Source organism: Methylobacterium sp. M6A4_1b (assembly GCF_053345175.1).
On the sequence record NZ_JBKEZQ010000020.1, the window covers coordinates 20,091 to 32,422 of the forward strand.

The window sequence follows — 12,332 nt, forward strand, 5'->3', positions numbered from 1 at the left end:
CGCGGTAAAGCGTTGGGGGAACTATCGTTTACCGCACTTGCTGAGGTGGTCCCGGTTTATGGCGGGATCGCGGCGGCGAGAGGGGTCTCCCAAGGCAAAGTCGGGATGCTTTCGGGGTGTTGCGACCCCGCCACAGCCACGCTTCGGCGCGGGCTATCGTCCGAACTGGCCGATGCGACGGCCGATTCCATCGCCGGGCCGCGCGTCCGGGCGGCCGGGTCCCTGCCCGCCCTCCTCGGCCGGGGATCGTGAGCCGACCGCGAGATCTCCCGGGTCCGTGGTGAGGCGCCGGCGGGGTCGCGGACCCCACGGGAATCGGATCGCCGCTTCAGGCCGGGTCCGTCTCCGCCTGCGATCCGCCGCCGAGCAGGGTCGGGTCCGGGGCCGCGTCCAGGGCCGGCCCGCTGCCGTCCTTCAGGGTCACGCCGGAGAGGCCCAGCGCGAAGGCCTGGGTCAGGAGCCAGTCGAGCTTGAACGCGGCGAGGTCGTGCGAGAGCCCGGCCGGGCGCACGTTCGAGATGCAGTTGCGCTCGGCGTCCGAGCGCCCCACCCGCGGGTCGAAGGTGAGGTAGAGCCCGAGGCTGTCCGGCGAGGACAGGCCGGGCCGCTCGCCGATGATCACCACCACGGCGCGGGCCTTCAACGCCGCGCCGATGCCGTCGCCCAGGGCCACCCGCGCCAGCGTCGCCACCACGACGGGTGCGAGGCGCCGGCCGGCACGGTCGAGATGGGGCTTGAAGGCGGCGAGGAAGCCCGCCGCCCCCTCGTGCACGGCCCGGGCCGAGAGCCCGTCGGCGACCACGAGGGCGAGGTCCACGGGGCCGTCGCTGCGGGCGGCGAGCGCCGCGGCGCCCTCCGCCGTCAGGGCGCGGCCGAGGTCCGGCCGGCGCAGGTAGCCCGCCCGGTCCGGGGCGGCGGAGGCCACGGGGATCGTCGCGAACCCGAGGGCGGCGATGCCGGCGGCCACCGCCTCGGCGTCGAGGGGCGTGTGCACCGCGTCCCGGGCCTGGGCGTGGGCGAGGCCGAAGCGCAGGACCTCCCGGGTCGGCAGGCCGGAGCCGACCCGGCCGAGGCCGATGCGGGCGGGGGTGAGCCGGGCGAGCCGGACCCAGGGATCGGGCTCGTCCCCGGAGCGGTCGGCGCTCATGCGGCCAGGCCCGACCGGGCCAGGCCCGGCGCGGCGGCGATGAGGCGGGCGCTCGGTCCCTCCGGCAGCAGGGCGCCGTCGGCGTCGGTGAGCCCGATCCGCGCCAGCCAGGCCTCGAATTCCGGGGCGCGCTTCAGGCCGAGCACCTCGCGCAGGTAGAGCGAATCGTGGAACGAGGTGGACTGGTAGTTCAGCATCACGTCGTCGGCGCCGGGTACGCCCATGATGAAGTTGCAGCCGGCCGCCCCCAGCAGGGTCAGCAGGGTGTCCATGTCGTTCTGGTCGGCCTCGGCGTGATTGGTGTAGCAGACGTCCACGCCGAGCGGCACGCCCATCAGCTTGCCGCAGAAATGGTCCTCCAGGCCGGCCCGGATGATCTCCTTGCCGTCGTAGAGGTATTCCGGCCCGATGAAGCCCACCACCGTGTTGACCAGGAGGGGCCGGAACGGCCGCGCCACCGCGTAGGCGCGAGCCTCCAGGGTCTGCTGGTCGATGCCGTGGTGCTGGCCGGCCGAGAGGGCCGAGCCCTGCCCGGTCTCGAAATACATGCAGTTGTCGCCCACCGTGCCGCGCTTGAGCGCCAGGGCCGCCTCGTGCGCCTCCTTGAGGATCGGCAGGGTGACGCCGAAGCTCGCATTGGCCCCTTGCGTGCCGGCGATCGACTGGAACACCAGGTCGACGGGCAGGCCCCGGTTCATGGCCTCGATCGTCGTGGTGACGTGGGTGAGGATGCAGCCCTGCGTCGGGATCTCCAGGCGCCCGATCAGGTCGTCGAAGAGATGGAGCAGGCCGCTCAGGGTCGACACGGAGTCGGAGGCCGGGTTGAGGCCGATCACCGCGTCGCCGCAGCCGTAGGACAGCCCGTCGAGGATCGAGGCGGTGATGCCCGCGGCGTCGTCGGTGGGATGGTTGGGCTGCAGCCGTACCGCGAGGCGCCCGGGAAGCCCGATGGTGTTGCGAAAGCGCGTGACCACCCGGCACTTGCGGGCCACCAGGATCAGGTCCTGGTTGCGCATGATCTTGCAGACCGCCGCCGCGATCTCGGGCGTGACGCCGGGGGCGATGCGCGCCAGGGTCTCCGACGGGGCGGTGAGCAGGAACTCGCGAAAGTCCCCGACGGTGAGATGGGCGATCTCGGCGAAGGAAGCCGCGTCGTGGGTGTCGAGGATGAGCCGGGTGACGTCGTCGGCCTCGTAGGGAATCAGGGGCCTCGCCAGGATCTCGCTCAAGGGGACATCGGCGAGGCACCAGCGCGCGGCCACCTCCTCCTCGGCGGATTCGGCCGCCACGCCCGCGAGCCGGTCGCCGGACCGCACCGGCGTCGCCTTGGCCATCAGGGTCGCGAGATCGGCGAAGACGTGGGTCCGCGGACCGACGACGTGACGATAGGCCATGGCGCGATGCCCTCCCTGAACGATCCACATCGCGCCCGTGCCCGCTTCGGCAAGGCCGCCGGCAGGTTCGGGGAGCCGCCGGCAGCTTCGGCAAGGCCGCCGGCAGCTTCGGCAAGGCCGCGGCCGCCTCAGAGGGAGCCGCCGGCAGCCTCAGAGGAAGCCGCCCCTGTCCGTCAGGCCGCGCCGGCGTGCGGGGCCGGCTCCTCGGTGGAGATCGCGTCGACGGTGCGCTGAGCCGGGCTGCCCTGCCCGTCCGCCCGCACGATGCGGATCTGCTGGTTGACGGGCTGCATGTTGCCCCAGGGCGTCGAGAAGGCGATCTCGGCGGCGTCGCGCCCGACGCCGATCCGCACGAGGCCGTCGAGGTCGGCCTGGCGCGTGGCGTCGAACAGCCACCAGCGCCCGTCGAGATAGGCCTCGAACACCGCGTGGAAGTCGCTCGGGACGAGGCCGTGGGCGTAGCAGCTGACGAAGCGGGCGGGGATGCCCAGCGCCCGGCAGAAGGCGGTGCCGATATGGGCGAAGTCGCGGCAGACGCCGGCTCGCTTCAGCAGGCTCTCGTCGGCGGTGGTCTCGCCGTCGCTGGTGCCCGGCTGGTAGGTCAGGTGGTCGTGGATCCAGTTGCAGATCGCGTTGACGCGCTGGTGGCCCTTCGGCAGGGCGCCGAACTCGGCGAGCGCGAAGGGCGTCAGCCGGTCGGAGGAGACGAAGCGGCTCGGCAGCAGGAAGGGCAGGATGTCGAGGGGCAGCTGCGCGATCGGGGTCTCGTTGATGGTCGCCGGGTCGGCCCGGTGCACGGTGAGCTCGACCTCGGCGTTGTATTCGAGCGCGAACTGCCCCACCGGCACGTTGACGCCGAGATAGCGGTTCTGGAGATCGGGGGTGACGTAGATGTCGCGCTTCAGGTTCGGCGACAGGACCAGGCTTTCACTGAGGATCTCGACGCTGCGCAGGCGCGCGACTTCGAGGTTGAAGATGAAGGTCGTGTCCGAGAGGATGTTGTAGGATAGATTGCAGCCCAGTTGATAGCGCACCATCCGCTCCTTGCTGTCGGGTCATCGCCGTCGAGTCATGGCCGTCAGCATAGCAAGGATCGCGCCTGTGCGGGCAACGTCGCGAAGGGTATCCTCAGCCCCGCGGCGCCAGGATCACGGTGAGCGAGCGCACCCCCTGCGCGCCGTGGATCAGCACGCCCTCGATGTCGGCGGTGGCCGAGGGGCCGGTGTGGAGCACGGCGTAGGCGGCGCGGGCGAAATCCGGGCGGCGATAGGCCGCCTGGATGTTCACCAGGATGTCGGCCGGGTCGAGGAGCACCACGAGGTGCTGGGCGAGGTAGGCGACCGCGTTCACCTGCAACTCGGCCTGCGTGAACAGCACCGAGCCGGTCTCGGCCACCCCGAACACCGCCCGCACGATGGCGACGTCGACGTCGGCGAGGTCCTGCGGCCGGGCGACGGCGCCGAGGTCGCGGTTGCCCGCGATCTCCGGCACGGCGGAGGCGATGACCGCCGCGCCGTCCAGGCGCTCGCGCACGCTGGCGAAGAGGTCGCCGCCGGACACCGGTTCGGCGAGCTTGCCGCCCATGCGCTTCAGGCGCTCGCCGAACTCGGCCACGAGATCGTCGCCGACGAGGGGGGCGAACAGCGGCACCTCCGGCAGCGGATACGCGCCGGCCGGCCGGTTCCGGCGGATGCGCGCCAGGGTGTCTTCGCGGACGCTCATTTCGTGCCGTCCGTCTTCTGCTTCGTCATGCGGTTCTGCTTGTACCAGGCGTGGAAGGTCTGGCGCGGGGCCTCGGGCATCTCGCGGCCCTTCCCCCAGGTGTTGAGCGGGTTGTAGACGGCGAAGCGCGGCAGCACCTTGAGGGCGGAATCGGCGGCGCCGATGGCCGCGCGGTAGGTCGCCGGACGGCTCAGCACCTGGCCCGCCGCCTTCATCATGCCCTGCTTCAGGAGCGGGATCTGGTGCTCTTCCGCCAGCACCTTGCGCCAGGCGAAGATCTGCTCGTGGATGTTGATCTTCACCGGGCAGACGTTGGTGCAGCTCCCGTTCATGGTCGAGGAGAACGGCAGGGTCGAATATTTCCGCTTGTTGAAGGTCGGGTCGATGATCAGCCCGATCGGCCCCGAATAGGTGGCGCCGTAGGAGAGGCCCCCCGAGCGCCGGTAGACCGGGCAGGTGTTCATGCAGGCGCCGCAGCGGATGCATTTCAGCGAGGTCCAGAACTCCTCCATGCCGAGGCGTTCGGAGCGGCCGTTGTCGACCAGCACGTAGTGCATGGCCGAGCCAGTCCGCGGTTTGCGGAAATGCGAGGTGTACTGGGTGATGGGCGAGCCGAGCGCCGAGCGCGAGAGCAGGCGCAGGAACACGCCGAGATGCTCGATGCGCGGGATCAGCTTCTCGATGCCGATGGAGTGGATCTGGAGCTTGGGCACGTTGCCCGAAAGATCTGCGTTGCCCTCGTTGGTGCAGGTCACCACCGTGCCGGTCTCGGCGATGGCGAAGTTGCAGCCGGTGAGGCCCGCATCCGCCTCCAGGATGAGCGGGCGCGTGTGCATGCGCTGGCTCTCGGCGAGGTAGTGGGCGTCGTCGTTCTCCGGGTCGGTGCCCATGGTGCGGGAGAAGACCTCCGCCACGTCGAACCGGGTCTTGTGCACGGCCGGCACCACCACGTGGCTCGGCTCCTCGTTGTCGAGCTGCTGGATGCGCTCGCCGAGATCCGTCTCGATCACCTCGATGCCGGTGCCGGCCATGTAGTGACGGAAGCCGCATTCCTCGGTGAGCATCGACTTCGACTTGATCAGCGATCTCGCGCCGTGATCCTTGAGGATGCCGTGGACGATGCGGTTGTGCTCGGCCCCGTCGGCGGCCCAGTGCACCTGGACGCCGTTGGCCTTGGCCTGCGCCTCGAACTCCTCGAGGTAGCGGTCGAGATTGGCCAGGGTATGCGTCTTGATCTGCGAGGCGAGCTCGCGCAGCGCCTCCCATTCGGGGATGCCGAAGGCGGCGGTGTCGCGCTTCGAGCGCAGGTCCCAGAGCCGGGCGTCGTGCGCCTTCTGGTGCATCGGCGCGGCGAGGAAGCGCTCGGCGGCCTCGGCCTGGTCGATCGGCCGGTCGCCGCGGATCTTGGCGCCGCGCGGCTGCGGCTCCCGGGGGGCCTTCGGGGAGATGGCTCCGGCCGAGATCGGCCGCGAGGCGCCCTCGGCATGCTGCAGGCGCCGGCCGTCCTGGCCGCGCTCGCTCTCGTCGTTGCCGGCCAGCACCTCGGGATGGATCACCCCGTCGCGGCGGGACGCGTCGCCCGGCCGACGGTCGTCCGGGCGGAGTTCGTCGGAGGCGCTCATGCGGTCGCTCCATTGAGGATGCGGGCGATGTGGATGAACTTGAGGGGTACGCCGATCCGGTCGGCGCAGCCCTTCTGGTGCATCATGCAGGAGGAATCGGCCGAGACGACGTATTCGGCCCCGGCCTGGGCGTGGTCGGCCACCTTGTCGTAGCCCATCTTGGCCGAGACGGCGGGCTCGAACACCGAGAAGGTGCCGCCGAAGCCGCAGCATTCGTCGGGTCGGGCCGGAGCCACGATCTCGATGCCCTTGACCTTCTTCAGGAGGTCCAGGGGTTTCGAGAAGAACGGCGTGTTCAACTCGGACGGGCGGGCGTGGTGGATGCCCCGCAGCGCGTTGCAATTGCCGTGGTAGCCGACCCGGTGCGGGAATTCCGCCCAGGGGAATGCCTCGACCTTGAGGATGTCGTGCAGGAACTCGACGAGCTCGAAGGTCTTGGCCCGCACCGCCTTGACCGCGTCGGTCTGCGGGATCGCCGTGAGGTGCTCGCGCACCTGATGCACGCAGGAGCCGGACGGGGCCACGACGTAGTCGAACGGGGCGAAGTTCTTGACGAACAGCGCCTCGGTGGCGGCGGCTTCCGCGTGGCAGCCGGTGTTCGTCATCGGCTGGCCGCAGCAGGTCTGGTCGAAGGGGTATTCGACGTCGAGGCCGAAGCGCTCCAGCAACTCCAGCGTGGCGATCCCCACCTCGGGCTCGAAGGCATCGACGTAGCACGGCACGAACAGTCCGATGCGCATGGCGTTCCCTGGTCCCGCGCCCATCGGGACGCCCCGCCGGCCGCTTTGGAAATGTTCTACTCTTGGCCCGGGTCTAGAGTATCGGGCGGGAAAGGGGAAACCGGATTCGCGTGCGCGGACCTGCAGGGCGGACTTGCAGGGCGGACTTGCAGGGCGGACTTGCAGGGCGGACTTGCAGGGCGGACTTGCAGGGCGGACTTGCAGGGCGGACTTGCAGGGCGGACTTGCAGGGCGGACTTGCAGGGCGGACTTGCAGGGCGGACTTGCAGGGCGGACTTGCAGGACGGACTGGCGAGATGCTGTCCTGGCGGCTGCCGATGGCCTCGCACGACATCTCAGGACCGTCCCGCTCCGATCCCCGGATCCCCTGTCTCCAAGGCAATCCGATCTCTCCAAGTCAATCTGACGCGCCCGATTGCGAACCGGCCCCAATTCGGTGACGCTGGCAGCATCGATCAGAGGTCGCTGACAGGTCGCCAAGAACCTCAGGACCCGTGGTGAAAACAGGTGACGATTCCATGCCGAAGAACCGTGGCGCGCTGAAGTCCTTGGCGCCAGCTCTGCTATCTATGACCGCTCTTTTTGTTGGCTGTGATTTTGCCGCGGCTCAAGTTCTTCAGCCCAATGTCAGGCCCTTATGCACGGAAGGACAGACCCGGGAGTGTGGCGAGAGCGTCATCGCGTGCCAGAGAAAATCCTGCGCGAACATACCGAGTCAGAATCAGGCGCAGTTCGAAAACTGCCAGTCCGAGTGCTTCCGGTTTTACGCCAATTGCCTGACGAGCCAGGGCTGCAAGCGGTGAGGACCCGCAGACGCCGCCGGGCCGCCTCCCGCGGTCGAGGTCATGCTGGATGGCCCCGTCGGTGACGCTGCGCCGCCTGCGGTGACGCTGCACGCCGCCTCCCCACCTGACTGCCGGACGCGCGCGCCGCTCAGCCCCGGGCCGGGCCTGAGCGCGGGACGCTCGTGCCCGGGCCGGGGGGCGCCCGGTCCAGGCTGCCGGCCAGACCCCGGGCGAGCAGGCTCAGGGCCAGGGCGGCCAGGAGGAGGCCGGCGGCCTTGTTCATCCGGTTCAGGACCCGGCTGGTCACGCAGCCCCGGAACAGCGAGACCGCGGTGTTCAGGGTGACCCACCAGCCGAACGAGCCCAGGAACACGCCGGCCACCAGCACCGGGAGCGGCGCCGCCCCGTGGGCGAGGAGGCTCGGCATGGCGGCCAGGAACAGCACGGGGGTGACCGGGTTCGCCAGGGCGAGCCCGACGGCACTGGCATAGCTCGCCGCCAGGGTGCGGCGCCCCTCGCCCGTCGCGGCCAGGACCGAGACGCTGCGCAGCACCCGGACCGCGAGGGCGAGCAGCACCACCCCCGAGACGACGGAGACCAGGGCGAGGTTCGACCAGGCGCCGACGAGGTCCGCGCCCCAGCGCACCACCACGGTTCCGTAGGTCAGGTGCACGGTGGCGACCCCGAGGCCGGTGGCGAGGCCGGTGGGCAGGCCGGCCGCCAGGGTGCGCTGGACGCAGAGCAGGCTGGTCGGGCCGATCGGCGCGGCGATGGACAGGCCGAGGCCGGCACCGGCGAACAGGGCCGTGGCGATGACGCTCATGGCGCCGCGCCCGCGCGCTCAGTCGTCCTCGGCCCGGTCGAGGGGCGAGGCGGCGCCGGCGCCGCGCGGCTCCGCGGTCGCGTGACTCGCGTCCGGACACCCGATCTGTGCGCGCTCCACGGCCGACGAGGCCTGCGCGCAGGCGAGGTCCGGCAGGTCGTTCAGTTCGTCGGCCCGCGTGACGGTGCAGGACAGGACGACGATGAAGCTGGCGACGAGCATGCGCATGATTGTTTCCTCCCGAATGCCCGCAGTCTGAGAGGCGGGCGGAAGGCGGGCATCATCCATCCGGCGGAGGGCGCCCCCGGTGCCCCGGAACCCGTCGCGGTCGATGCGGAAAAAGGACGTGCCGCCAAGGCTTTGCCCGGGTGCGACCTGGGCCCCGGCGGCCGGGTCGTCCCGGCCCGCCACGGCCCGTCGCCGCGCCGGGACCGCGGCGGCCGATCCGGCCGACCCCTCCCCGCCGACGGCATCCCCCATTTGGAGGATACCGTCGCAGGTTTTGGACTGATATTGGTCTTATCGCGCGACCAGCCAGACCAGCGTGGAGGGAGCCGGTGCGGGAAGCTCTTATCGACCGGATCTACGAGGCGGCGGGCACGCCCGACCTCTGGCCCGACGTCCTCCAGTGCCTCGGCGAAACGGCGCATTCGGATGGCGGCGTGCTGATGCTGCTGCCGCCCGTCGGCCTGCCCCGCTGGATCGCCTCCCCGGCCCTGGAGCAGCGCCTTCGCCACCGCCCGGCGGCGGCCGCCTGGCGCGGCAGCGGGCGCGCGGCGCAGTGGCGCACCCTCGCCCATGCGGGCTTCATGCGCGACGTCGACCTGGTGCCGGGCTCCTATGACGGCCGGCCCTGCCGGGTCGACGAGCCGTTCTGGCAGGCGGGGACGACGATCCCCCTGCCCACCGGCGACGTCGCCATCGTCACGGTCGAGCGCCGGGCCGAGACGGGTCCGCACGAGCCCGCCATCCTGCCCCGGCTCGACGCCCTGCGCCCGCACCTGGTGCGCGCCTGCCAGCTCAGCGCCCAGTTCGGCTCCGAGCGGACCCGGGTCACCACCAGGGCCCTCGACCGGATCGGGCTGCCGGCCGCGATCCTGTCGGCCTCGGGGCGGGTGCTGACCATGAATGCCCGCCTGCAGGAGCGCGAGGAGGTGCTGACCTCGGGCCAGCACGGCGGCCACGTCTTCAAGAGCCTGATCAACAGCAAGCTGCTGCAGGACGCGATCGCAAACGTCGTCGGCGGCCGGCGCGCGATGCAGACCATGCCGGTGCGCAGCTATTCCGAGAACCGCGCCCACATCGCCCACATCCTGCGCTTCGACCGGCATCCGGGCGACGTCTTCGATGCCTCGGCGGTGCTGCTCATCCTGGTGCAGGTGGGCGCGCGGGCCGCCCCGGACGACGGGCTCCTGAACCTCCTGTTCGATCTCACCCCGGCGGAGGCGCGCCTGCTCCAGGCTCTCGCCGGCGGCTTGCGCCTGCAGACCTATGCGGAGAGCGTGGGGGTCCAGACCAGCACGGTCCGCACCCAGCTCACCTCGATCTTCATCAAGACGGGCACCAAGCGGCAGGCGGAACTCCTGAGCATCGTCGCCTCGCTCTCGATGTTCAGCGGGCAGCCCGTGCAGTGCTGAGGCCCGGCGCGGGCCGCTGCCCGGCACCGCCGAGGAAGGCGCTCAGCGCCCCGGCGGTCGGGAAGGCGTCGAAGGCCCCGAATTGACCGGTGGCGAGCGCCCCGCAGGCCGCGGCCTGCCGCAGGGCCTCCTCGATGGGCGCCTCCGCGAGAAGGGCCGCGATCAGGCCGCCCGCGAAGGCGTCGCCCGCCCCGACCGTGTCGACGGCCGCGGCCGCGAAGGCCGCCCGGCGCAGGGGCGGCTCCCCTGGACGGAAGGCGATCGCGCCGTGCGCACCCAGCGTCACCACCAGCAGTTCGAGGCCCCCGTCGAGGAGCGCGGCGATGGCCGGCGTCGCGGTGGCGGCCGCGGCGATGGCCTCGGGCGGCCCGAGGCCGAGTGCGGCCGCCTCGACGGCGTTGACGACGAGGATCGCGGTGTCGGCCAGGATCGCCGGGTCGAGGGCGCGCACCGGCGAGGGGTTGAGCAGGGTGCGGATGCCCCGCGCCCGGGCCAGGGCGAAGGCCTCGCGGATGGGGGCGTCGGGGGATTCGAAGGTCGCCGCCACGAGGTCCGCGCCCCGGAGGCGGGCGGCGGCGGCCCGGACGTCCTCCGCGCTCAGGGCGAGGTTGGCGCCGAGGCAGACCGCGAGGCAGTTCTCGCCGGCCGGATCGACGAAGGCGACGCCGGCGCCCGTCGTGCCCGCATGCGGCACGAGCATGTCGGCCGGGAAACCGACCCGCGCGAAGGTCGAACGGACCACGGGGGAGAACACGTCCTCGCCGATGGCGAAGAGCCCGTCCACCGCGACGCCGAGCCGGTGCGCGGCCAGCGCGAGGTTGAAGCCCTTGCCGCCGGGCTCCGCCAGGAAGGCCGAGCCGCCCAGCGATTCACCCGCCTGCGGCAGCCGCGGGACCTTGACCGAGCAGGCGATCACGAAGCTGCCGACGACGAAGACCCGCATGGAGCACCCCGAGCTGATCCGATATAAGCATCACTACCGGAGGTCGATCGAAAGTGCGCCCCAGAAATCGGACGAGACACGGCGGGGACGGATCGGATGCCACCGACGGCGACCGCCCCTCGGTGCTGTCCCTCCTGCGGCTGCGCGGCGACACCGCGATGCCCCTGTACCGGCAGATCGAGGAGCAGCTGCGCCAGCTGATCCTGTCGGGCTCGCTGCCGCCGGGGGTCATCCTGCCGGCGGAGCGCCAGCTCGCCGACAGCCTCGGCGTCAGCCGCGTCACGGTCCAGCGCGCCTATGCCGAGCTCAGCGACGACGAACTCCTGGTGCCGCGCGGGCGCTCGGGCTTCCTGGTGCGCCGCCGCCCCGAGCCGGTGCGCCCGGGCATGGACCGTCTCAAGGGCTTCACCGAGGAGATGCGGGAACTGGGGAAGATCCCTTCCACGCGCATCCTGGAGCGGGTGGTCACCGAGGACCGCTCGATCGCCTCGATCTTCGGGCTGCCCTCCACGGCCCCCTTCCTGCGCCTGACCCGCGTGCGCTTCGGCGACGGTGTGCCGATGTCGCGCGAGGTCGCCTGGTACAACATCCGCGCCGTGCCGGCCCTGGAGACCGGCGACCTCTCCGGCTCGGTCTACGCCTTCCTGGCCGCGCACCCGGGCGGCCGCCTCGTGCGCTGCGAGCAGACGGTGGAGGCGACCCTGCCGACAGCGGCCGAGTGCGAGATCTTCGCCTTCGAGCAGCCCCTCCCCTGCCTGCTGATCAAGCGCCACAGCTACAACCAGGACTCGGTGATGATCGAGTACGTCGAGGGCCTGTTCCGCGGCGACGCCTATCGGTACCGGCTCAATCTGAGCACGTAGGGCCGCGCGCCCTATGCCGGAAGCAGGCCCGAAGCGCGGTAGCTTTCGATCAGCCCGTCGAATTGCGCGATGTCCGCGCGGCTCCGCGCGTAGAGCTGGGCACCGGAGACGGCGGCGAAGATGGCCCGCGCCCGCGCTTCGCCGTCCTCGGGCTTCGTTGCTCCCGCCATGACCAGCACCTTGGCGAGCCAGGCGATGTTGACGTCGGCGAAACCCTGCGCTTCGCGCTGCACGACCTCCGGCAGGTTGGCGTATTCGGCCGACATGAAGCTGCACAGGCAGAGCCTGTTCCCGTCCTGGAGCGACCTGCGGAACGTGCTCGGGTAGAGCCGCAGGCATTGGACCGGGTCGGAGGTCTCGGCCAGCATCGCGTCGAGTTCCGCCGCCGTATCCTCCCCGTAACGCCTCGCCACGGCCGCACCGAGATCCGCCTTGCTGGCGAAGTGGTGGTAGATGCTCGCCGCCTTGATGCCGACGTCGGCCGCCAGATCCCGGTAGCTCAAGCCGCCGTACCCGCGGGCCTGCACGGTCTTCCTTGCGGCGGCCAGGATCGTCTCCCTCACGTTCGCACCCATCGCCGTCTCCCCCTCGGACCAAAAAACTACCGGTCGTTAGTTAGGGGTTGACCGGGCGAAAATCCATCCCTAACGGTTGGC

Annotated in this window: 12 protein-coding genes; 2 read left to right on the forward strand and 10 right to left on the reverse strand. The window is 71.1% G+C overall.

The features are described from left to right. Nucleotides 1-328 precede the first annotated feature (328 nt). The 8 genes from eutC to ACLBWX_RS17430 all read right to left on the reverse strand — a co-directional run bounded on the left by eutC (nucleotide 329) and on the right by ACLBWX_RS17430 (nucleotide 8,461). Entirely contained in the window at nucleotides 329-1,147 is an 819-nt protein-coding gene (gene eutC / locus ACLBWX_RS17395) for an ethanolamine ammonia-lyase subunit EutC (RefSeq protein WP_447678257.1), read from the reverse strand. Next, entirely contained in the window at nucleotides 1,144-2,541 is a 1,398-nt protein-coding gene (locus ACLBWX_RS17400; protein WP_447678258.1) for an ethanolamine ammonia-lyase subunit EutB, read from the reverse strand. The genes eutC and ACLBWX_RS17400 overlap by 4 nt, the downstream gene beginning before the upstream one ends. A 173-nt stretch (nucleotides 2,542-2,714) precedes the next feature. Beyond that, on the reverse strand, nucleotides 2,715-3,575 hold the full coding sequence (locus tag ACLBWX_RS17405) for a transglutaminase-like domain-containing protein (RefSeq protein WP_447678300.1): 861 nt from the start codon (nucleotides 3,573-3,575) through the stop codon (nucleotides 2,715-2,717). Between the two features lie 94 nt (nucleotides 3,576-3,669). Continuing rightward, nucleotides 3,670-4,263 carry a LutC/YkgG family protein gene (locus ACLBWX_RS17410; protein ID WP_447678259.1) on the reverse strand — a complete coding sequence of 198 codons (594 nt, stop codon included), beginning with the start codon at nucleotides 4,261-4,263 and terminating at the stop codon, nucleotides 3,670-3,672. Then, nucleotides 4,260-5,885 (reverse strand): lactate utilization protein B, encoded by a 1,626-nt coding sequence (locus tag ACLBWX_RS17415; RefSeq protein WP_447678260.1) that lies wholly within the window; start codon nucleotides 5,883-5,885, stop codon nucleotides 4,260-4,262. The genes ACLBWX_RS17410 and ACLBWX_RS17415 overlap by 4 nt, the downstream gene beginning before the upstream one ends. Further along, nucleotides 5,882-6,625, reverse strand: coding sequence for a (Fe-S)-binding protein (locus tag ACLBWX_RS17420; RefSeq protein ID WP_447678261.1), 744 nt, complete (start codon nucleotides 6,623-6,625; stop codon nucleotides 5,882-5,884). Before ACLBWX_RS17420 ends, ACLBWX_RS17415 begins: the two co-directional genes overlap by 4 nt. Before the next feature lie 933 nt (nucleotides 6,626-7,558). Continuing rightward, the gene (locus ACLBWX_RS17425) at nucleotides 7,559-8,233 is read right to left on the reverse strand and encodes a LysE family transporter (RefSeq protein WP_447678262.1); all 675 of its coding nucleotides are present in this window, start codon (nucleotides 8,231-8,233) and stop codon (nucleotides 7,559-7,561) included. A gap of 18 nt (nucleotides 8,234-8,251) precedes the next feature. Beyond that, complete coding sequence (locus ACLBWX_RS17430) at nucleotides 8,252-8,461, reverse strand: hypothetical protein (protein WP_447678263.1); 210 nt, start codon at nucleotides 8,459-8,461, stop codon at nucleotides 8,252-8,254. A 329-nt stretch (nucleotides 8,462-8,790) separates the two neighbouring features. Here ACLBWX_RS17430 and ACLBWX_RS17435 point away from each other — a divergent pair, with 329 nt between their 5' ends. Further along, entirely contained in the window at nucleotides 8,791-9,870 is a 1,080-nt protein-coding gene (locus ACLBWX_RS17435) for a helix-turn-helix transcriptional regulator (RefSeq protein ID WP_447678264.1), read from the forward strand. On the opposite strand, the gene ACLBWX_RS17440 is transcribed toward ACLBWX_RS17435, so the two are convergent. Beyond that, complete coding sequence (locus ACLBWX_RS17440) at nucleotides 9,845-10,813, reverse strand: PfkB family carbohydrate kinase (RefSeq protein WP_447678265.1); 969 nt, start codon at nucleotides 10,811-10,813, stop codon at nucleotides 9,845-9,847. The genes ACLBWX_RS17435 and ACLBWX_RS17440 overlap by 26 nt on opposite strands. Nucleotides 10,814-10,971: 158 nt before the next feature. Here ACLBWX_RS17440 and ACLBWX_RS17445 point away from each other — a divergent pair, with 158 nt between their 5' ends. Continuing rightward, on the forward strand, nucleotides 10,972-11,676 hold the full coding sequence (locus ACLBWX_RS17445) for a GntR family transcriptional regulator (RefSeq protein WP_447678301.1): 705 nt from the start codon (nucleotides 10,972-10,974) through the stop codon (nucleotides 11,674-11,676). Between the two features lie 11 nt (nucleotides 11,677-11,687). On the opposite strand, the gene ACLBWX_RS17450 is transcribed toward ACLBWX_RS17445, so the two are convergent. Next, the gene (locus ACLBWX_RS17450) at nucleotides 11,688-12,251 is read right to left on the reverse strand and encodes a TetR/AcrR family transcriptional regulator (RefSeq protein WP_447678266.1); all 564 of its coding nucleotides are present in this window, start codon (nucleotides 12,249-12,251) and stop codon (nucleotides 11,688-11,690) included. Nucleotides 12,252-12,332: the final 81 nt, after the last annotated feature.